The organism is Kyrpidia spormannii, from assembly GCF_002804065.1.
Lineage (GTDB): Bacteria > Bacillota > Bacilli > Kyrpidiales > Kyrpidiaceae > Kyrpidia > Kyrpidia spormannii.
Genome location: NZ_CP024955.1, coordinates 2,526,804 through 2,547,591 on the forward strand (window position 1 = coordinate 2,526,804; position 20,788 = coordinate 2,547,591).

Annotated in this window: 22 protein-coding genes, 1 pseudogene and 1 riboswitch; of the genes and pseudogenes, 8 read left to right on the forward strand and 15 right to left on the reverse strand. The window is 61.3% G+C overall.

The window, feature by feature from the left end; all coding sequences use genetic code 11:
- Positions 1-101 precede the first annotated feature (101 nt).
- Complete coding sequence (locus tag CVV65_RS12620; protein ID WP_100668428.1) at positions 102-725, forward strand: NUDIX hydrolase; 624 nt, start codon at positions 102-104, stop codon at positions 723-725.
- Positions 726-770: 45 nt separating this feature from the next.
- Here CVV65_RS12620 and CVV65_RS12625 read toward each other — a convergent pair whose 3' ends face one another.
- Positions 771-1,805 (reverse strand): amidase domain-containing protein, encoded by a 1,035-nt coding sequence (locus CVV65_RS12625; RefSeq protein WP_100668429.1) that lies wholly within the window; start codon positions 1,803-1,805, stop codon positions 771-773.
- Between the two features lie 147 nt (positions 1,806-1,952).
- Between CVV65_RS12625 and CVV65_RS12630 the strand changes: the two genes are divergently transcribed.
- The 3 genes from CVV65_RS12630 (at position 1,953) to CVV65_RS12640 (ending at position 5,391) form a co-directional block, all read left to right on the forward strand.
- Positions 1,953-2,708, forward strand: coding sequence for an IclR family transcriptional regulator (locus tag CVV65_RS12630; RefSeq protein WP_100668430.1), 756 nt, complete (start codon positions 1,953-1,955; stop codon positions 2,706-2,708).
- Positions 2,709-2,752: 44 nt separating this feature from the next.
- Positions 2,753-3,868: an isocitrate/isopropylmalate family dehydrogenase gene (locus tag CVV65_RS12635; protein ID WP_407635219.1), complete on the forward strand. Its 1,116-nt coding sequence runs from the start codon at positions 2,753-2,755 to the stop codon at positions 3,866-3,868.
- 74 nt (positions 3,869-3,942) lie between these two features.
- Entirely contained in the window at positions 3,943-5,391 is a 1,449-nt protein-coding gene (locus CVV65_RS12640; protein ID WP_100668431.1) for a phosphotransferase, read from the forward strand.
- On the opposite strand, the gene CVV65_RS12645 is transcribed toward CVV65_RS12640, so the two are convergent.
- Positions 5,359-6,561, reverse strand: coding sequence for an epoxyqueuosine reductase (locus CVV65_RS12645; protein WP_198592024.1), 1,203 nt, complete (start codon positions 6,559-6,561; stop codon positions 5,359-5,361). The two genes, CVV65_RS12640 and CVV65_RS12645, sit on opposite strands and share 33 nt — an antisense overlap.
- A gap of 71 nt (positions 6,562-6,632) precedes the next feature.
- The gene (rnhA, locus tag CVV65_RS12650; RefSeq protein ID WP_100668433.1) at positions 6,633-7,103 is read right to left on the reverse strand and encodes a ribonuclease HI; all 471 of its coding nucleotides are present in this window, start codon (positions 7,101-7,103) and stop codon (positions 6,633-6,635) included.
- A gap of 123 nt (positions 7,104-7,226) precedes the next feature.
- On the opposite strand from rnhA, the gene CVV65_RS12655 reads away from it, so the two are divergent.
- The 3 genes from CVV65_RS12655 to CVV65_RS12665 all read left to right on the forward strand — a co-directional run bounded on the left by CVV65_RS12655 (position 7,227) and on the right by CVV65_RS12665 (position 9,620).
- The gene (locus CVV65_RS12655; RefSeq protein WP_100668434.1) at positions 7,227-8,483 is read left to right on the forward strand and encodes an aminotransferase class I/II-fold pyridoxal phosphate-dependent enzyme; all 1,257 of its coding nucleotides are present in this window, start codon (positions 7,227-7,229) and stop codon (positions 8,481-8,483) included.
- Between the two features lie 121 nt (positions 8,484-8,604).
- Positions 8,605-9,198, forward strand: a complete 594-nt coding sequence (locus tag CVV65_RS12660) for a hypothetical protein (protein WP_100668435.1) — start codon at positions 8,605-8,607, stop codon at positions 9,196-9,198.
- A gap of 116 nt (positions 9,199-9,314) precedes the next feature.
- A complete protein-coding gene (locus CVV65_RS12665) occupies positions 9,315-9,620 on the forward strand; it encodes a YgzB family protein (RefSeq protein WP_232059724.1) in 306 nt (101 codons plus the stop codon).
- 412 nt (positions 9,621-10,032) lie between these two features.
- On the opposite strand, the gene CVV65_RS16805 is transcribed toward CVV65_RS12665, so the two are convergent.
- The 9 genes from CVV65_RS16805 to CVV65_RS12715 form a co-directional block, all read right to left on the reverse strand.
- Positions 10,033-10,815, reverse strand: coding sequence for a hypothetical protein (locus CVV65_RS16805; protein WP_157935512.1), 783 nt, complete (start codon positions 10,813-10,815; stop codon positions 10,033-10,035).
- 484 nt (positions 10,816-11,299) lie between these two features.
- A complete protein-coding gene (nth, locus tag CVV65_RS12680; RefSeq protein ID WP_232796609.1) occupies positions 11,300-12,001 on the reverse strand; it encodes an endonuclease III in 702 nt (233 codons plus the stop codon).
- 27 nt (positions 12,002-12,028) lie between these two features.
- On the reverse strand, positions 12,029-12,514 hold the full coding sequence (locus CVV65_RS12685) for an NAD-dependent epimerase/dehydratase family protein (RefSeq protein WP_133121298.1): 486 nt from the start codon (positions 12,512-12,514) through the stop codon (positions 12,029-12,031).
- A complete protein-coding gene (locus tag CVV65_RS12690) occupies positions 12,411-13,913 on the reverse strand; it encodes an MFS transporter (protein ID WP_232796611.1) in 1,503 nt (500 codons plus the stop codon). Before CVV65_RS12690 ends, CVV65_RS12685 begins: the two co-directional genes overlap by 104 nt.
- 13 nt (positions 13,914-13,926) lie before the next feature.
- Complete coding sequence (locus CVV65_RS12695) at positions 13,927-14,745, reverse strand: ABC transporter permease (RefSeq protein ID WP_100668439.1); 819 nt, start codon at positions 14,743-14,745, stop codon at positions 13,927-13,929.
- A complete protein-coding gene (locus CVV65_RS12700; RefSeq protein WP_100668440.1) occupies positions 14,705-15,526 on the reverse strand; it encodes an ABC transporter ATP-binding protein in 822 nt (273 codons plus the stop codon). The genes CVV65_RS12695 and CVV65_RS12700 overlap by 41 nt, the downstream gene beginning before the upstream one ends.
- A 2-nt stretch (positions 15,527-15,528) precedes the next feature.
- Positions 15,529-15,969: a MarR family winged helix-turn-helix transcriptional regulator gene (locus tag CVV65_RS12705; RefSeq protein WP_100669506.1), complete on the reverse strand. Its 441-nt coding sequence runs from the start codon at positions 15,967-15,969 to the stop codon at positions 15,529-15,531.
- Positions 15,970-16,079: 110 nt separating this feature from the next.
- Positions 16,080-16,451 (reverse strand): fluoride efflux transporter CrcB, encoded by a 372-nt coding sequence (gene crcB, locus CVV65_RS12710; protein WP_100668441.1) that lies wholly within the window; start codon positions 16,449-16,451, stop codon positions 16,080-16,082.
- Positions 16,448-16,831, reverse strand: a complete 384-nt coding sequence (locus CVV65_RS12715) for a fluoride efflux transporter FluC (RefSeq protein WP_100668442.1) — start codon at positions 16,829-16,831, stop codon at positions 16,448-16,450. The genes crcB and CVV65_RS12715 overlap by 4 nt, the downstream gene beginning before the upstream one ends.
- Positions 16,832-16,902: 71 nt before the next feature.
- Positions 16,903-16,965: riboswitch (Fluoride riboswitch) on the reverse strand.
- 118 nt (positions 16,966-17,083) lie between these two features.
- Between CVV65_RS12715 and CVV65_RS12720 the strand changes: the two genes are divergently transcribed.
- A complete protein-coding gene (locus CVV65_RS12720) occupies positions 17,084-18,295 on the forward strand; it encodes a DDE-type integrase/transposase/recombinase (RefSeq protein WP_198592025.1) in 1,212 nt (403 codons plus the stop codon).
- 214 nt (positions 18,296-18,509) lie between these two features.
- Here CVV65_RS12720 and CVV65_RS12725 read toward each other — a convergent pair whose 3' ends face one another.
- From CVV65_RS12725 to CVV65_RS12735, 3 genes and pseudogenes are all read right to left on the reverse strand, one after another.
- Entirely contained in the window at positions 18,510-19,376 is an 867-nt protein-coding gene (locus tag CVV65_RS12725) for a 3-hydroxyacyl-CoA dehydrogenase family protein (protein ID WP_100668443.1), read from the reverse strand.
- Positions 19,377-19,511: 135 nt separating this feature from the next.
- Positions 19,512-20,291, reverse strand: a complete 780-nt coding sequence (locus CVV65_RS12730) for an SDR family oxidoreductase (RefSeq protein ID WP_100668444.1) — start codon at positions 20,289-20,291, stop codon at positions 19,512-19,514.
- Positions 20,292-20,426: 135 nt separating this feature from the next.
- Positions 20,427-20,785: pseudogene (locus CVV65_RS12735) on the reverse strand (DUF488 domain-containing protein).
- Positions 20,786-20,788: the final 3 nt, after the last annotated feature.

The window sequence follows — 20,788 nt, forward strand, 5'->3', positions numbered from 1 at the left end:
GACCAGACCTTGGAGATCTTTACAACTCGGTCCTTCTTCACAGCTATAATGGATTTTGGGAGTAGAATCCCGAGCATTCGCGAAAGATGGGGAACGATGGCATGGAAACAGACGCGTTGGAGAACTTCCTAAAGGAGAGAAAACCGAGGATTCTGGGCAGCGAAGGTATGGTGCAAGCGGCCGTGGCGCTGCCTCTCCTGGAGGGAGACGGAGGATGGCAGCTGGTCTTTGAAGTGCGCTCCCACCGGCTTCGCCGCCAACCCGGCGAAATCTGTTTCCCCGGCGGACAAGTGGAACCGGGAGAAGATCCGGCGATGACGGCCATTCGGGAAATGGGGGAAGAGCTGGGGCTGCCAGAAAATCGCATCAAGGTGTTGGGGCCGCTCGACATTCTTGTAAACCCGTGGCGGACCATCGTCTACCCCTACGTGTGCCGGATTGCCCCCGAACCCCTGCGTCCAAACCCCGATGAAGTCGAAGAAGTATTTTGTGTCCCCGTGGATTACTTTCTCCGTCATCCCCCGGAGGTGCACCACGTCCACCTGGACGTGCACCCCGAGGAAACTTTCCCCTTCCACCGTATTCCCGGCGGACGCAACTACCCCTGGACCCGGGGACAGACACCGGAGTATTTTTACGAGTACAAAGGGAAAGTGATCTGGGGACTCACCGCCCGGATCCTGAAACATTTTCTCGATCTTACGACAACAGGTAAAAGCCGGTAGATGGGGGGCATCCGGGGCCCGAGACCGGACGGTCCCTCTTCCGGGTTACCCGTCCTCAATGTGGATAAAGGCATATCGGGTTTCCCGGGTCCAAGCCGGGCTGTCGCCATAGTCCCAAAGTCGATGGTAACTCGCGGTGGTGTGGGCGTTCACCAAGGGCTGTCCCTCGGGATCAAAATCAACAACGACAGCGGCGTGCTGCCACGTTCCATCCCCGTTCCAGTCGTAGAGGATGATGTCCCCCACGTATAAGCGTTGGGGAAGGTCCACAAACCGCACTTTCCCTTCCCTGGCCTTCTGCACCATATACCAATACAGACTGTGGGAGACAGCCCAACTCAGACTCCAGCGGTCCTCACCGCCTTCCTTCCAGGCGTACCACCACCCTTGCTCTGGCCGCTCGGCAGGATCCATGGGAAAACCCCCGTGCCACAGGCATTGGGAAACAAAGTTGGTGCAATCGACCCGAAAGGCGCGAAAACGCGGATTGTACCCGTCCCACCACAGTTCGGCGTATTTGAATACTTGGAGGCGGTCAAAACGGCGGAAAGAAAACAACTTGCGCCAGCGCTCCCGCCACCATCCCGGAGCCCGGTCCGCACTTTTCCCCTCTTGCTCCTGGGGGGAAGTTCCCCAAACCGCCCGATCCGCATCATTCAGCGGCCGCTCTTCCACAATTCTCCATGTACCACCTGCCGGAAGGAGGGCGAGACGCCAAGGATAGATTCGCCGTTCTTCTCCAACGTCTTCCCCGGTCCGGTACAACAGTTGCACGTGTTCCAAGACGTCCACCCACAGTTTTTCAGTGGATAAGCGCGCAGACGCCGGTTTTTGACTTTTGGGATCACCAGGCCCGTTTGTCAGTTGTCGGCGAACCCGGCGAGTGTCGACCCGGGTAACGGATTGCAGGACCGTTCGGCGCCGACGGGCCAATCGTTGGTACCACAGCAGGGCTTCCTGACAACCGTGGACGCGAAAAGACGCCACCATCCGGCTGAGCCCCGCTCCGCCCTGGAACCAGATTTGATTTTTCTGTTCATAATACGTGCGAATTGCGTCGGCCCACCCCGGGTGGTTCACCGCCCCCGCCTCCTCGCGACCGCCTCTCCTTTTTTCATATGCGGCAAACGGAACGGTTCATCCCTTTTCAGCTGATAAAAGGCTGTGATAAACTACTGGATGAAACGAAGTTTTGTACGGTGAAACAGGGTCGGGGAGGATGCGGATGTGGCGGAGGGACAACGTGGCACGGTCCGAGCAGTGGAGCGAGCGCTAGACATACTTCTCTGTTTCTCCAGTACCGAGATGGAACTGGGTTTGAGCGAAATTTCAAAGCGGGTCGGTCTACACAAAAGCACGGTTCACCGGCTTTTGGCCTCCTTGGAAAGCCGGGGGTTCATCCGCCGGGACCCCCGTACAGATAAGTACCGCCTGGGTTGGAGCATTCTCGAACTGGTTAGCAATATTCACCAATCCGGGGATCTGTCCACGTTAGTTTTGCCGGAGATGACCCGGCTGCGTGACTTGTTGGATGAAACGGTGAGCCTCTACATTCGCTCTGGCACGGAACGGATTCGCATTCAGGCGGTGGAAAGCCATCAACCAGTCCGCCGGGTGGCCAATATCGGCCAGCGCCTTCCTTTGTACGTCGGCGCATCCGGGAAAGTCCTTCTGGCCTGGTCGCCTCCCGAAGTGGTGGATGAAACGCTCAACGATCCGAGAGTCCCGGACCGTTTCGATCGAGAAGAGTTCCTTCGCCAATTGCGACAGGTTCGGGAGAATGGGTACGCCGTCAGTATCGAGGAGCGGGAGGCGGGAGCAGCGGCGGTGGCGGCGCCCGTTTTCGATCGGGGCGGTGCCCTCGTTGCCGCCTTGTCCGTTTCCGGGCCAGCGGATCGGTTCACTCCGGAAGCTATGGACCGTTTTGCTCCCGCCGTCATGACCTCCGCCCGGGTGATTCACCAACTCCTCACCGCCGGCTAACCCGAACGGCAGAAACCGGGGCAAGCTAAAACCGGCTGGAAATTATGCAGATTTCAGGGGGTAATACAGTGGCTGAGAAAACGGTGATCGTCATGGAAGGAGACCAGACCGGGCAAGAGCTGTTAGAAGAGGCGCTTCGAGTGCTCGATGCCTCGGTCATCGGGTTTGAGATCGAATTTCGCCGCTTCGACCTGAGTCTTCAACACCGCCGGGATACGCGGAACCACGTGGTCCACGAGGCTGCAGCGGCGATGCGGGAAACCGGCCTGGGAATCAAGGCGGCCACCATCACCCCGGAAGCGAAAGGAGACGTGGGGAGTCCAAACGCGATTCTACGGGAAGAGATCGACGGAACGGTCATCGTGCGTACGGGTCGCCGGATCCCCGGGCGGGCCCCTTTAACCGGGGTCTACGCACCGATCTCCGTGGTGCGGATGGCGGTGGACGACGCCTACGGAGCGAAGGAATGGCGGGAGGGAAACGGGCTCGATGAGGTGGCGTACCGAACCGAACACATCTCCCGAAGGGTCTGCCGACAAGTGGCCGAATTCGCCTTCCAGCAGGCCAAACGGATGAAGGCAAAAGTTTTTGGTGGGCCCAAATACACCGTGAGCCCTGTGTACGAAGGAATGCTCAAGGAGGAACTGGATGAGGCGGCAAAGCGGCACCCGGAGGTCCGCTATGAACCGCAATTGATCGACGCCACCTACGCCCTCCTGTTAACCACCAGTGGAGAACCCTTGGTGATCCCTACCCTCAACCGGGACGGGGATTGCATGAGCGACCTCGTTCTCCAGATGTTCGGTTCCATCGCGGGGTCGGAGTCCCTCCTGTTATCCGTGGATGATCATTTGCGGCCCAAAGTGGTGATGGCGGAGGCGCCCCATGGCACAGCGCCCGCTCTGTACGGAAAGAATGTCGCCAACCCCATGGCCATGATCTTGGCTGGGGCAGCCCTTTTGAGCTACTTCGACACGGAGAATGCCACGGCAGCCAGCCGGGCGATCTACGAAGCTGCCCTGGAGGCGGTGGCGGACGGAGTGCGAACGGCAGATTTGGGGGGCAGCACCAGCACAACGGAATTCACCGACGAGGTCATCCGCCGGGTGCGCACCAAACTGGAGGTCTGGGAAACTTTGGGCGAAGCTGGCGCCCGGTGAGGGGCGACCGTCTATACCGCCGCCCTCCGGGCTTCATAGGCTACGATGATGCCGATGCTCGGAGGTGACTTTCGATGGCCGAATCCATCCCACCTTGGCTAAAACATTTATGGAAAGAATTCACAACTCCCCCCGCCTTCCTGGCGAAGGCCAGTGAAGCCCCTGAAAAGGGCAAACCGGCGAAAGACCAGGCAAAGGCCGTCAAGAATGGAACGGGGGACAAGAAGAAGCCATCTTGGGCAAAACCCGCTCCTTCCACTCCCGCCTCAGAGCCGGAAAGCCCCTGGGACGAGGAAGAGGGGGAGGGGGACCTGCCCGAGGTCCACGTGCGGCCGAAGCCCTCGAAGCCTCCGTCCCCCACGGGAAAGCCAAAAAAATCCGCCTCCCCGGCGGCCGGCGACGCCGGGGATTCTTCTCCCCCTCGCCCCACGCCCCGTCCAACGGCCAAATCTTCGGAATCCATCGCCGTTACCTCCCTGGGGGTGCGGACAGAGTTGGAGCGGTGGGGCTTCGACTCCAGCGTATTGGCCGCCTATCCCTATGTCTTTACCCGGGTGTCCAGACACGGCAGCGCCCTCCGATTGCAGAGCGCCCGGACCACCCTCATCTTAAAGCGTTCCCCCCACAGTCCCCTCCATGTGGAGGCGATGCACCGCGCGCTGGATTACGCCTCTCGCCGGGGCGGCCCGGTGCCCCGCTGGATCACCCCTCGGCACACCGGCTCGACCCGGGCTTCTGACACGCCCTTTGTCCGGGGGGATGACGGATTGTACTACGCCATGGAGTGGATCGACGGCCGGGAGGTGGATTTGGCTTCAGCGGCGGACATGGCAAAAGCCTCGCAAAGTCTCTCCAAGTTCCACCAACTGACCCATCGCTGGGTCAACGATGAAAGCACCGGGGAAGAGCGCCGTAACCTCCCCTCGGCTTTCGACATTGTCAGCCGACTCGCCCGGCGAACCGAAGAAATGGAAAAGGCGCTAAAACGCGCCGAAATCGTCAATGAAGAGCAGGACGATGACCTCTTCTACCTGGAGCACGCCCCGGTGTTCCTCCGCCAGGCCCATGAAGCCCTCGACCGGCTCCTCGCCCCGGAGTGCCAGCGCCGCCTCGAGCAGGAACGGGAGAGCCCGGCGGTGTGCCACATGGATCTGACTCCATCAAACCTGATCCGCAAAGGTCAGGTGGCATACTTGGTGGATTTTGACTACCTCGCCTACGCCCCCCGCACTCTGGATCTGGCCCACCTGTTGCGACGGGGCCTACAAAAAGCCAATTGGGCGCCAGAACTGGGGTTGACCGGCATCCTGCAATACAATACCGCCGTCACCTTGACCCGGGTCGAGTACCGCCTTCTGCAGGCCTTCTTGGCGTTTCCCCACCGCTTCTGGCGCACAACCCACCGCTGGCAGCAGGGGGACCGGCACGACGACCAGGTTCTCAGAGAATTTCGCCGCTGCGTCCGGGAGGAGCCGGCCCGGAAAAAATTCTTAGAGTGGTTTCGCCGACAAGCCCTGTTGTGAAAGCAAAGCCTCCATCCGGGCCCGCACCCGGGAGTCCGTCTCCCGTTCGGCGGCCTCCGCCAGGGCGGCCCACCCTTCGGGGGTGCAGATCCGGGCGAGGGCCCAGGCGGCGGCGCTGCGCACCTCGGGCCGCCCATCGCCCAACCGATCGATCAATGGGGGGACCGCCCGGGGATCCCGCCAGGTTCCGAGCGCCGAGGCGGCGTTTCGGCGAAGGGTGTGCACCCCCCGCCACGCCACCGCCGTAACCCCGAACCTCCGCTCGAAAGATCGCCGGGACATGGTGAGAAGCTCTATCAGGTCGGGATAAGCGCGATCGAGGAATTCCCGGTCGGACTCAGGCCCGGGTTCACCGATCTCTTCCAGGACCTCCGGCGCGCAGGCCGCCCGGCGATTGATTGGGCAGACCGCCTGGCAAATGTCGCACCCCCAGATTCGCGTGCCCATGGGGGCCTGAAATTCCTCCGGGAGAAGGCCTTTCATCTGGGTCACATACGATAGACAGCGATTGGGATTCAGAACCCCCGGCGCCTCAAAGGCCTGGGTGGGGCACGCCCGCAGGCAGCGATCGCAGGTCCCGCACAAAGTGAAAACGTCCGGGTCAGCCTGACCGTCCACACGGGGACCTTCATTCCCCCAACGCCCCACTTCCCCAGGTGGATCGGTCCGTTCAGGTTCAATCCGCAAATCCGTCAGCAAGAGGCCCAGAAACACCCAGGAACCGTAAGGTTCCACGTACAGACATCCGTTCTTGCCAACCCGCCCGAGACCCGCCGCTTCCGCGAAGGCCCGCTCCACCAAAGGGCCGGTGTCCACCGCCGCCCGCACGGTGATCTCCCGGCCAGCCGTCGTTGCCAACCGGTCCGCCAAGGCCCCCAGCCGCCTGCGCAACACCCGGTGGTAGTCCTCTCCCCAGGCGTACTTGGAAAGCGCGCCCCTGAGACCCGGGGGGCGAGGGGTATCCCACCGCCGGTTGCGGTAGGGCATAGCCACCGCGACCACCGATTGCGCGCCGGGCAGGCTCCTCAAGGGGTCGATGCGATCCGCCGTATTCTCCGCCTCAAACTCGCACATCCACCCGGCCTGCCGGCGTTTTTCGAGAATACGGCCCAGGGATCTGAGGGGGCGCGCCGGCATGGCCGCCGCCTTCAAACCCAGGTCCGTTGCCATCCCTGCCAACTGCTGGCGAGAAATCTCCCATTCTCCTCGACAGGCCTGCTGGGCCCGGGCTTGGTCTTTCTTCATCGCTGGGGTGAAGGACCGCGGCCGGCGCTTCCTCCCGGTGAGGGCGTGGCGGCCCGGGCCAAGGCGTCACACCGCTCGTTCCACGCGTCGCCAGCATGGCCTTGTACCTTTTCAAAATCCACCCGGTGCACGTCGGTCAGCCGCAGGAGTTCTTCCCACAGCTCCCGATTCTGAACGGGCTCCTGTCGGCTGTTGCGCCACCCATTGGCGCGCCATCGCCGATGCCACCCTTGGCGGAAACAATTCACCAGATACGCCGAATCGCTGAATAGCCGCACGCGACAGGGTTCTTTGAGAGCCCGAAGGGCATAGATCGCCGCCAGGAGCTCCATCCGCTGATTGGTGGTATGCTCTTCCCCGCCGGCCATTTCCCGCACGTGATCCCCGTATAACAGGACCGCAGCCCAACCCCCGGGGCCCGGATTTCCCGAACAGGCGCCATCTGTGTAAATCGTCACTTCTTTCACGACCTCACCTCATCCCCGATTATAACAAACCGCTGCCGCCGTCCGCTTTACCCGTGCGACGGCCAAATTTACATAGGCGGCCAACCGGCTGGGAAATCTGAAGGATGAGAAGGGGGAATCGAGATGCCGCGTGCCCGGAAACTGGCCGGCCTATCTCCGTATATTTTTGCACAACTGGAAGAGCGCGTGTACCGCCTGCGGGAGCAAGGGGTCGCGGATATCGTTGACCTCGGGAAAGCGGACCCCGATCATCCGAGCCCGGACCCCGTGGTTCGACGACTTCAGGAAACGGCGGCCGACCCGGAGAATCATCATTACCCGGCCTTCCGCGGTTCGCTGTTCTTGCGGCGGCGCATCGCAGAGTGGTATAAGAGGCGGTTCGGGGTAAACGTCGACCCCGAAACTGAAGTGATGGTGTTGTTAGGATCCAAAGAAGGCCTCTTTCACGTTTCATTGGCCTACGTGAGCCCCGGCGACGTGGGGCTCATCCCCGACCCAGCGTTTCCGGCCTACAACGACGGGATCTGGTTCGCCGGCGGCCGGGTGGTGCGAATGCCTCTTTTGCGAAAACGGGGGTTTACCCCGGATCTCTCGGCCATTCCCGAGTTCGAGGCGTCCAAGGCCCGAGTCCTGTTTTTAAATTATCCCCATAATCCCACCGGGGCGCTGGCACCGGACGATTTTATGGCCGAGGTGATTCGGTGGTGCCGGGAGCGGGAAATTCTCCTCTGTTATGACAACGCCTACAGTGAAATCACCTTTGATGGACACCGGGCCAAAAGTCTTCTTCAGTATCCCGGCGGCCGGGAGGTGGGGGTGGAGTTCACCAGCTTTTCGAAAACCTACAACATGGCCGGGTGGCGGCTGGGGGCAGCGGTGGGGCACCGGGAAGCGATCGAGAGTCTCCTGGTGGTGCAGAGCCACGTGGATTCCGGCGTGTTCGCCCCCATCCAGTTCGCCGGCGCCACAGCCCTGGAAACCGTGTGGCCGGGGGATTTTCCCGAGCGACAACGGCTGATGTACCAAAAGAGGCGGGACGACGCCCTGGCTCGGTTCGCGGCCATTGGATGGCCGGTGGACAAACCGCCGGGCACCGTGTACCTGTGGGTTCCGGTCCCCGACGACATGACGTCCGAAACTTTTGCCGACAAGCTCCTGGACGAATATCACGTGGTGGTGGCGCCGGGCACCGCTTTCGGCCCGAGTGGAGAAGGGCATGTGCGCCTGTCCCTCACCACGGCGGACGAAAATGTGCACAAGGGTGTGGACCGCATCTGTACCGCCCTGCGCCGATGGCAGCCCCAAGGAGCGCCAAAGTCAGCCGAGCCGGCGCAAAAAGCCGGGATCGACCGCATCCATCAGACTTCACCCGCAGGTTGAGCCTTTTTCGGAAGCCAAAGAGCGACCGGCCTTTCGGGCTCGCCCACCGGAGCAGCCATCGGCATTGACTGTCTTCACTAAACCTATCCTGCTGAACTCGTCGATAAGGGAGGACTGCCCGATGAAATGGTTCCTCACCCTCCTGATCCCCCCGTTGGCCGCAGCCCTGTTAACCGGTTGTGCCGAGCGGGCCAAGGAGTTGCGGGAACAGGCAATTCCCAGTCAGCCCCGGATCTTGAACGACAGCCCAAACCTCAGCCGGGTACCCCACGACAACCGCGGCGTCTACGGTGATCCCCGATCCGGCCTCCTGTCTGCCCGGGCTGTGGCAGACCAGCTCAACCGCCTGCCGGGCATTCGGGGAGCCGTGGTGTTGCTTCAGGGTCGCAACGCCTACGTGGGATTTCACCAGATCGGGCCGGACGACAGTCCGGAAGCCAAACGAATCGCCCGGGAGGGGCTCGATCCAACCCGGCCGGTCATCCCGCCCCGAGGGGCGGACACGGGAAAATTGGACCACCCCACCGCAGCCCGGGTGGAGAAAATCGTACGCCAAGCCCTGCCCGAGGTCAAAGTGGTGCGGATCACCACCGTCACCTCCTCGGTGGCGGAATTGCAAGGTTATGCAGCTTATATTGAGGATGGCGGCAATCCGGCCCGGTTTGTCGGCCGCTTTCAGCAGTCTGTCTCCCGCATTTGGAAAACTGGAGGCTGAGCCAACCCGGACGATGGCGGTTCAAGTTCACAACCTTCTCGAGAGTCCCTCGGGGGCGGGATGGATTTTCCCGCCCCATGCGTTCATAATGGAGAGGAAGCGCTTGTACGAGGGAGATGGACCCGGTGAAACTGAATCGCCTGCGCAACATTGCTCTCCTGCTCATCTTCGTCTCCTTTGCCGTGATGTACCTGGGGGTGTTCTGGCCTCACACCGTATTGCCTTTTACCTTGGCTGCAGGATTTCTAATCCTGATGTGGGCCATCGGGATTTATTTTCGCGTGGGAGCTGTTTCCATGCGGCTCCCCCAAGTGGAATGCCCGAACTGCCACCGGGTAACCAAGATGATCGGCCGGGAAGATGGGTGCATGTACTGCGGGACACCGGTACACCTGCCGGAAGAGCAACAAGAGCAGCGTTAAACCGGCGGAAAAGGGCTACGAACGGGGAATCGACTCTGCTCGGTTCCTCGATTTTTTGCGTTTCTGTCACCCCCAGGCGGGCGAGTGCATTTTCTAGAAAGGAGAGTCGCAACGCCCGATGAGGAAGGGGAGTCGTCCGCCATGAGGCCGAAACCGGGCGCAACCAGAAAGGGCCAAACGAAAGCGCCACGAAACCAGTTTCGCGTCCCCGGGGATCTGATGCGCCGCATGCGCCGGGAAGCGGCGGCATTGAACCTCGATGTGTGGGAATATATGGCCTTGATTGTGCACGGATCTGAAATGATCCGCCAATCCTTGATCCCGGAAGGTCTGGAAAATTCAGAGGTCCTGCGAAAAGTTTTGGGGACCCCCCTCCTGCTCGACATGGTGAAATCTACGGCCCATGCGGTGATCAAGGACGCCGTGAAGGAGTATCTGCCGGATTGGCGTTCGAAAGACCTAACTCCCGAACAGCTGATTGAATGGCTGCGCGGAATCGGTGCGAAAAAATCCCGGCCAAACGCTCGCACGCCGAATGGCCTTGGGCCCGGCGGCCCCGGCGCGGGGGGGCCTGTCCCCGGGCAGATGCCCTCGGGAGCGCCCGGGCCGGGCTATTGGCCGCCGGGGCCCGGCGTCCCGCCTGGGCTCGGCAACCCGTCTGGGCTCGGCAACCCGTCTGGGCCCGGCTACTGGCCACCTGGGCCCGGGGTCCCGCCTGGGCCCGGCACCCCCTCCGCTTATCCCCGGTTTTCTCCGCCCGGATTCGGGGACGGGCTACAGGGCCTTCCGCAGTCGTCCGCGGCCCCCTCGGCCGGCCGGAACGGCCGGCCTTCCTCCGGGAGGACACCGTCGGGACCCGGGCCGGGCTCCGGTCAAAGCCGGCCGTCCGCCCCATCACCAGGTAACGGGGCGGGCCCCTCCGGGACACCGGTGCCCCTTGGCCCAGCCGATCCAGGGTTCGGTCCCTCCGGCACGCCCATCGGACCGCAGCCTGGGGCCGAAGCCTGGCCCGGGCCTGGATGGGCGGGATACGGTTACCCTCCGATGCCCACACCCCCACAAAGGGAACGGCGCCCATCGACAGGACCCGTCCAGGGCGACGCCGGGAAAGGGGGCCGCGGGCAGACGCCCAAGTCTGGCGCCAAGCCCAGCATTGCCTCGGCGCGAACGTCCATTTATGACTTACCCTGGCCACCGCCCAACCTTCTGCCGTGACAGATTTACGGGAAGGGCCTCCCGGGACTGCCGTCCACGTCCGACCCGGCCATTTCACACCTAAGGAGGTGACTCCCGTGACATTGCCGGCCTTCTTGCGGTGGGGCGTCATCTTTATGATCCTGTTTGTCGTCTACTTTTTTCTGGTGTCTGCCCGCGGCCCGGGAGCATCAGACGCCGCCTAGTGATCCCCGGCGTAGAAAGCGATCTCGGGCCAGGCCGAGCGGACCCAGGGCAGGTACACCTCCGCGGCGAAAACCGCAGTCAGGCAGGAGGCGTGCTCATCCGGGGGTGATTCAGGCTTCAGGACGCGCCTCCCGGCGAAAACCGAACTTCTGGCCCCGCGCCCGTTGAGACGACACTCGGTTCGCTTTGGCGGCCTGGCTCCTGCCGGTCCGGCCGGGCCCCGCCTCGCCCCAGTCCCGGTCATGGCTCCCCGGTCACATGGGGGAACGCCACCTCCATCAGCCTTCTGTTGTCCCCCCGGCCCCCGCTCTCGACCTTTGAGGCCGCCGTCCTTGGGTCAGCCCCTCTCCCCGACTCCTTTCCCGCGCAAAGCGGCAGTAAGGGGCGAGGGGGCAGCGATCACAGCCTGGCGAACGGGCCGAGCAGATCTGGCGCCCGTGGTGGATCAACCAGTGGTGAGCCGCGGACCATTTCGCCTTTGGGATGCGCTTCATCAGTTGGCGTTCCGTTTCTTCGGGGGTTGTGGCATCGGCGAGCCCCAAGCGGTTGGCCACCCGAAACACGTGCGTGTCCACAGCGATGGCGGGCACCCCAAAGGCGTTGCTGAGGACCACGCTGGCCGTCTTTCTCCCCACTCCTGGCAGCGCCTGGAGCGCTTCACGGCTTTCCGGCACTTGGCCGCCGTATTCCTCCACCAGAATCCGGCAAGCCGAGACGATATTTTTCGATTTGGTCTTATATAGTCCGCACGACTGGATGTAGGGCTCGAGCTCCTCGGGGGAAAGCCGGGCAAAATCCTCAGCCGTGGGGAACTTGGCAAAGAGCGGCCCGGTGACGAGGTTCACCCGCTCGTCGGTGCACTGGGCGGACAAGATCGTGGCCACCAACAGCTCAAAGGGATTCCGGTGGTCGAGGGCACACTTGGCACCGGGATACGTTTGTTCCAACACTTCCAAGATTCGCTTCACAGGCACCCGCACCGAAACCCCTCCCATTCTCCTCTCTCCCTATGATAGCGGGTTTTCCCGAGTTTGGGAAAAGCCCATGAAACCCCGATCCCGGTCGACACAGAGCCCCGACCTTCCGGCCGCACCGTCCACCGCCAAAAGACTCAGCCCTTGCTGGAACATCACCGACGGCTTATACCTCAATTCTACCTTGTCGACATAAACGTGCTCGAACAGGGCTTCCCCGTCATCAAACCAGGGAAGATTTCCTTTTCGGGCTCGATCGATGAGGTCGTGAAGTTGCAAGGAATCCTCTCCCCAGATAAAGGTCGGCCTTAGAATGACGACTTTCATCTGTCCCGCGTGCATCAAAAGGACCTGTTCGGCCAACATTTTGGCCCGCCCGTAAAATGAACTGGGCCGCACCGGGTAAGGATATCGTTCAGGCCGAACCTTGCTCCCCCCGTGGCCTGTTGCGCAACGACGATACGGCTGCCCCCAGAGCACAAGCCATCGCCGCGGCCCAGAACACCGTGTGCATCGCACCCATAAACACCTCCGGAGACGGCTGCGCAACTCCGCCCGCCCCCACGGGGCCGACAGCCCCGGGACCTGCGCCCGTTGCACCCGATAAAACCCGCAGCCGGTAGGTGAATAACGACACCGACAGGGAGATCCCGAAGACCATCCCCAGATTACGCGTCAGCGCGTTCAACCCCCCGGCCAGCCCCACCTTCGCCCGGGGAACCGAGCCCATGATACTCGAATTGTTCGGTGACTGAAAGAGCCCTTGCCCAAACCCGAACACAGCGAGATGTACCGCGACCACCCAGGGGCTTACCTCCGCCGTCAGTTGGTTGAGGGCGACAAACCCCAAAGCATTCAACGCCAGTCCACCGGTGGTCAGGACGTAGGGCCCAATACGATCGGACAGCCACCCGGCGAGAGGCGCCGTCACCGCCATCACCACCGGGTTCGCCGCCATGACATACCCAGTCACAGCCGGCGACTGGTGCATCACTGTCTGGATAAAGAAGGGCATCATCACATTGACGCAGAACAATGAAACAAACGACAAAAACGCCGCGGCGCTTCCAGTGGAAAACATGCGAATTCGGTACAAGCTGAAATCCAGCATCGGATGGGGGATACGCACCTCACGCAAGTAAAAAAACAACAAGATCACCAGGGCAGCCACAATACCCCCCACCGTCGGAAAAGAAGTCCAGCCACGGCTTTCAGCCCCGAAAACCGCATACAACAGCCCAGTGATGCCTACCGCAAACATCGCGGCACCGGGTACATCGAAGGGCTCCGTGACACGACTCCGCTCCTTGGGAAGAATCCGCCAACCCGCGAAAAACGCCGCCACACCGATGGGTACGTTCACCCAGAAAATCGCCGGCCAGCCGAAATGCTCGATCAACAGCCCGCCGATCGCCGGACCGCTGAGCGTCCCAAGAGAAACTGTCGTACCGATAATTCCCAGCGCTCGCCCCCTCTCCCGCGATCCGAAGGTGGTCGCCACCAGCCCCTGACTGTTGGCCATCAAAAGCGAGGCTCCAACCGCCTGCACCACCCGCATCCCAATCAGCATCTCCACCGATCCGGACACGGCGCACAAGGCCGATCCGGCCGCGAAAAGGGCAAAACCAAGGTTGTACAGCCGCCCACGCCCAAGCTGATCGGACAATTTGCCCATGGAGGGCAAAAGGGCACAAATCGTTAACAGATAGGCCGTGATCACCCACTGAACCGACGCCAACCGTACGTGAAACGTATTCGAGATCGTCGGCAGCCCAACGTTCACAATGCTCCCATCCAGCGTGGCCATGAATGTTCCCACGGCAACGTTGGCCAAAACCCACCATTTATGTACCCGGGGAACCGGCGCCCGACCGCCGGAACCTTCCCGGATCATCGAACCCTCACAGACTTGTTCCACCCCAGGCACCCCCTTACGCCGCCATCCGCCGGGGAAAGAGAACTGTACTAAGAATGAGCATCACCGCACCCGCCCCGGCCAGAACCGCCCAATCCACCCCGAGGTGCGCCGGAGTCCCAAGGAGCAGTCCCCGCAGGCCGTCCACCAGATAACTCATCGGATTGATCGTCGCAATCACCCGGAGCCAATCCGGCATGATGGTCGTGGGGTAAAGGGCATTGGATGAGAAAAAGAGCGGCATGGTGATGACCTGGCCGATGCCCATCATCCGCTCCCGGGTGCGGAGCAGCGCCGCCAGCACCATCGACATCCCGGAGAAAAAGGCCGCGCCGAGGACCACCGTGGCCAGAGCGCCCAGAATCCGCCAAGGGCCCCACAAGATGTGCACCCCGAGCAACAAAGCGAGGATGAGCACCATCACCGCCTGGGCGATGGAGCGGACCGAGGCACCGAGCATTTTGCCCAAAAACATCGCCGAACGCCGCATCGGCGTCGTGAGAAATTTTTGCAATTGTCCGGTCTCTCGCTCCCAGATGATCGAAATCCCGTAAAAAATCGCTATAAAAGTGACAGATTGGGCGAGGATCCCCGGGGTGAGAAAAGCGAGGTATGTGGTCTTGCCTGTAGGAATCATCCCGATGCGGCTAAAAGCCTGCCCGAACACCAGCAGCCATAACGCCGGCTGCACCGCCCGCATGAACAGCTCGGTGGGATCTTTGCGCAGCTTGCGGATCTCCAGTTCGATCAGCGTCCAGACGTGAAGCGGGTACAACCCCGGAGCCCCGGATCGTTTAACCGAGGCGCCGGGCCGTACGTCGGCTTCGGAGAACATCCCGCATCCCTCCCCCCTGCTCCTCAAAGGCGCCGGCATAATGGACAAACACGTCCTCTAATGTACCCTCCGGCTTGCCGGCGGCCACCCGCAGCTCCTCCAGCGTGCCCTGGGCGGCGATGCGCCCCCGGCTCATCATCGCCACGCGATGGCAGAGAGATTCGGCTTCCTCCATATAATGAGTGGTCATCACCACGGTCATCCCTTCCTCCTGCTGAAGCCGGCGGATGTGATCCCAGACCCCCTGCCGGGCGACGGGGTCCAGCCCCACCGTGGGTTCATCGAGAAACAGCACCTTGGGGCGGTGCATCACCGCTTGACCGATCTCCAGCCGTCGGATCATCCCCCCGGAATACGTCCTCACCGGCCGATGGGCCGCTTCGGCCAGCCCCATCGATTCCAGCGTTTCCTCCACCCGCTCCCGGCGCACCCGGCGGGGGAGACCAAAAAAGCGAGAAAATAGCAACAGATTCTCATAACCGGTGAGGGTGGCGTCCACGCTCAGCATCTGGGGCACGTACCCGATGGCCCCCCGCACCCGGCCCGCCGCCCGACGCACGGAGTATCCCGCTACAAAGGCCTCCCCTTCATCCGGGCGCAAGAGGGTGATCAACATCTTGATCGTCGTGGATTTTCCCGCACCATTGGGGCCGAGAAGGCCAAAACACTCCCCTTCCGCCACGGCAAAATCCACCCCGTCCACAGCGCACACCTCGCCAAATCGCTTGCGCAAACCGCGCACCTCCACCGTCCACCCCGCCCCCCCAAAATCCGAGGTCATCCTCATCGCCCCTCTTCCCTGACGAACTGGGCCAATTTATCCATCAACGCCAAAAGTTGTTTTTGCTCGTCGGGCTCCAGTCGGGCAAAGGGCCTTGCGAGCCGCCGAATCCACTCCTGCTCCACCGCCCGAACCACGTCTTCCCCTTGGCGCGTCAGGCGGACGGTCCGGCCCCGGGCATCCCGGGGATCCGGCTCCCGGCTGAGCCATCCCACCCGTTCCAGACGGTCCAACATCTGGGACATGGCGCTGGGGCCGACATCCACTCTCTGGGCCAACTCCCCCACCGAACACCCGCCAGTCCGCTGGAGCTTCCTGAGAATCATCCACTGCACCCGGGTGGGTTGCCGGCGGGGCTCGCCGAACCATCCCGCCCGAACGTATCGATTCACCGCCTGCAAATGTTCAAAAAAGCGCTCTAACCCCGCTGGATCGGGTCCCATCTGCTTCACCTGAGCCCCTTCCTTTCAGATCCATTATATCACGAACTAAAATATTCGATCGAGAGACAGGCCCATTTCCCGGTCGGCCCCGCCCTCTCCCTCACCCCCGGTCAGATCCTCCCGACCCCGATCCACAGCCCGAGGCCACCCGCCAAAAGCCCGAGATACAGCGATGTGGCCACATATACCACGGCCTTTTTTCGATTTCCTTCCCACCAGAGAAAAAACGCCTCATAACAAAACGTCGAAAACGTCGTATATGCCCCGCAAAACCCCGTTCCGAGTAGCGCATACCAGGTCGCGGACAGGGTGCCCGCGGCTTCCCGCCCGGCCAGCCAGCCGAGGAAAAACGCCCCGGTCAGGTTAATGATCCACGTGCCATACGGGAACAGCGGCATCCACTTCCGAGCCACCCAATTCCCGAGGGCAAACCGGGCCCAGGTGCCGAGAACCCCGCCGATCGCCACCCACAACGACATCATATTTGACCCCTCCGATGTATCCAGCCCATCGCCGTCTGATGGCCGGCATAGGCTAACAACAAGCCCCCCGCTACACTGGCGTGAAGATAGAGCAGGGCTTCCCAAGGATGCCCCCTTACCACCAAATGCAAGGTTTCAAGCACGAGGGTGGAAAAGGTGGTATACGAGCCCACGAATCCCGTCCCGACTCCCAGGCGCACCGCCGCGGGCAGTGACCACCGTTCTAGAGCCAGGGTGAGGAAAAGGGCTAGTACGTACGCCCCGGAAAGATTGATTCCAAATGTCGCCCAGGGCCAGCCCATGAAGGGCTGTAGCAACGATAACCCGTAGCGCGCCAGACTTCCCAGGATGCCGCCTGCCGCCAGAGCCCACCACAACATTTTTCTACCGCCTCCCGCTCCTAGACCCGGCAAACGCCCGGGCTCTTTCAAAAAGAAACTCCTACTGACCACTGTCAGTAGGAGCCATCATCTGCGTAGCGCAGCCATCGGTGAGCTCCATCACCCTGGAGTTCTCTCATCCCCAGTGTACGCAGAAAGGCTTGTCCCTGCAACCCGCCGCAATCACTCAGTTAAAATCTTACCGAAAGGGGGTTGGCTCACTCATGAAGAAATCTTACCGAAGGGATCGCGGTGCGGATGTCCATGCAGAGTCGGCGAGAATACTTGAACACCATGAGGACGCGCTATCGGCAAGCACGTAGCCGATCGGAAAAATCACAGATCCTGGACGAGTTGCAAAAGACACTGGGATATGCCCGGAAATACGCCATCGCCACCCTGAATGTCCCACCCAAAGAGACCCGGCGGCGCCAGCGCCGGACCCGCCCACTGCGTTATCAAGCGGCGATGCCGGTCATTCAAGTGGTGTGGGAAGCCCTTGATTATCCTTGCGCAGAGCGGCTGCACCCTGTACTGGTGCGCACAGCCGAGCAGCTGGCCCGGCACGGGGAGATTTGTCTCACGCCGGAGGTGTCCGATGAGCTGCGGCAGATCAGCCGTGCAACCCTGGCCCGCCGCATGGCGAAGTGGGATCGGCCTAGGGCCAAGCACGTACCGGCCGACAAAAGACCCGTCGCACGCTTACAGTCCGAGATCCCGGTGGAACGCTACAATTGGGATGAATCCAGGCCCGGCGCACTGGAAATCGACTTGGTGGAGCATAACGGAGGTTCTTCGTCCGGCCATTACGCGTACACCCTCTCAGTCGTCGACATCGTCACGGGATACAGTCGACGCCTGGCCGTGCTCGGTCGCGGACAGGCAGGTATAGCCAAGGCGCTGGAGCGCATTCTGACGGAGTGGCCCTACCCCGTCTGGGGAATCCACAGTGACAACGGGAGCGAGTTTATCAGCGCACACCTCATTCGCTTCACCAAGGCACATGGCCTGTCATTTACCAGAAGTCGTCCGTACAAGAAAAATGACAACGCGCACGTGGAACAGAAGAATCGGTTTTTGGTGCGGGACATCGTCGGCTACGGCCGGTACGACACACCCGAACAGGTGGCATGGCTGAACACGGTATACGCATGGCTCGACGTCTACGCCAACGCCTGCCTGCCGCTGCGCAAGGTGGTCAGCAAGAAGTGGGAGGGTAGCCACGTACGCAAGAAGTACGACGTCGCCAGGACCCCCCTGCAACGGGCGCTTGACGCGGGCATCATCTGTGCAGAAGACCGGGAACACTGGGAACGATGGGCCGATTCCCTCAACCCGCTGCAACTCCATCGACAGCTCACGACCCTGCTGGAACAGGGGCCAGACGTGGTGAACCTAGCTGTACCTCCCACACCCGGCCCCATGTCTGTTCGCCACAAAGCCTTTGCCACAGTGGGATCATGAAGACCCGGCCTGTGGATTTGATGGACAACCAAAAGCGGGTTGTCCACAAGCTCCACAGGCCCTATTCAGGGGAGGCCGCTTCGCTCCTCCCCTCTGGCCTTACGGCCATTCACCCCTCCCGCTCCTCCTCCAAAGGGATAGGGATTGGGTTAGATATTTATGTGAGTGAGCTATATCCCTTCGGTAAGATTTTTACGTGAGTTGACACGCCCGCCTACTCGTACGTATAAAACCCTTTGCCGGATTTTCTCCCGAATTCTCCCCGCTCGAACTTCTCTCGCAGGATTTCGGGCGGCTTCATGGCCGGGTCCCCGGTTTCGGCGTATTGTTGCTGCATGACATGATAATTGACATCAAGCCCCGTAAAATCCATGAGCGTAAAGGGACCCATGGGGTGGTTCAGGGCCTTGGTCGCCGCCAAGTCGATGTCTTTAAACTCAGCGATCCCCTGTTCATAGAGATACATCGCTTCCTTGAACAAAGCCATGAGCAGCCGATTCGCAACAAATCCCGAGATCTCTTTTTTTAGGAGGATCGGGGTTTTGCCGATGCGCCGGCACAGCTCCACGGCCGTATCCGCCGTATCCTCAGAAGTTTGGGGGTTCATCACCACTTCGACGAGTTCCATGACCAGGACCGGATTGAAAAAATGCATATTGCATACGTTCTCCGGCCGCCGGGTGGCATCGGCGATTTTTGAACTGACAATGGTGGAACTGTTGGTGGCGAGGATGGCGTGGGCCGGTGCCAGCTCATCCAACCGAGCGAACAGCTCCCGTTTTGCATCGAGCTTCTCCACGATCGCCTCAATCACGTAGTCCGCATCCCCCACCGCTTCGGCGAGATCCGTCGTCCATGACAACCGGCTCCAGGCTCCGTCCACCTGTTCCCGGGATAATTTTCCCTTCTGTACCCGTTTCTCCAACTGCTCGGTCAGCACCTGCCGGGCCCGTTCGAGGCTCTCGGTCGCGATGTCCTGCACCTTGACCGGGTACCCGGCCAAAGCGCACACTGCCGCAATCTGGGTTCCCATCGCTCCGGAACCCACCACGCTGATTCGGTTCACCGCATCGATGGACACCTTTGCGTCTCCCCTTCGTATCCTATTCATTGACATGACTTTGGTGATTGGGTAAAGCCCGTGAGCAGATCGGTTCGATCCCAAGCTCGCCCTTGTTTGTTGCCGCCTCCAGACACGGCCACCCGGTTCGACAGGTCACATCACAGTGGAGCCCCCGTCCACTGTCAGGACATGGCCGGTCACATAGCTCGATGCCGATGAGGCCAAGAAGATGGCCACACCCTTTAATTCACCTTCCTCGCCAAATCGCCCCAGAGGCGTCCCCCGCAGAATGGTGTCTCCGTTTCGTTCGAGGATCACCCGGCTCATCTTGGTCGGGAAAAATCCCGGGGCAATGGCGTTCACCAGAATGTTGTACCGGGCCCATTTTACAGCCAAATCCCGGGTTAAACTGATGATCGCCCCTTTACTGGCACTGTATCCCACGGCATCGAGCACCTCCGGAGGAGACCCGACAAGGCCCGCCACCGAGGCAATGTTGACGATCCGCCCGCCTTGCCCCCGCTCAATCATGTGCCTCCCCACCGCCTGGGACATCAAAAACGTGCCGGTGACGTTGGTTTCCATGACTTTGTGCCAGGCATCCAGGGGCATATCCACCGCTGGCGCTCCCCAGGATGCGCCACTATTATTCACAAGAATATCGATGTGGCCGAAGGTCCTCAGGGACTCATCCACCACCCGGCGCACATTCTCAGGTTCCGCCACGTTACACGCCAAGGGCAGGGCCTTTCGTCCCAAAGCCCGCACCTCTTCGGCCACCTGCTCACAATTCTCCACCCTTCGGGAACACAGCACCACATCGGCCCCCATCTCCGCGTACCCCAGTGCGATCTCCCGGCCCAATCCCCGACCCCCACCGGTGATGATCGCCACTTTCCCCGTTAAATCAAACAAATCCCGGGCGTGTACCACCCAAACCTCCCCCCAACCTCAACCAAATGGTCGTTTTATTCCGGCTGGTTTTCACCGTTGCCTCAGCCAGAACCCCGGCCTTCCCACTGCCTTTGGCCTCTTTAATTAGTTCGACACCGAAGCCGCGAATCCTTTTTATTCTCGCCAATGGTGCAAACAATTCAGCAAGACCACCGCGTGGTTATGGACCTCGTCCTTGGCCGCATAAACCAGGGTGACCGTCTCCCGCTCCGCCGCCTGCAGAATCTCCTCGACACACCTGCGATGTGCGGGATCGCTCCGTAACTCCTCCTCGTACCGACGGCGGAACTCAGGGAATCGATCGGGCCTATGGCCAAACCACTTGCGGAGCTCAGGGTTTGGGGCCACCTCCCGCATCCACTGATCGATCCTCGCCTCGGCTTTGGACAGGCCCCGGGGCCACAGGCGATCCACCAGAATTCGTCTCCCAGATCCGCCGGTTCGTATGCGCGTTTCAAACGGATCGTTCCCATCTT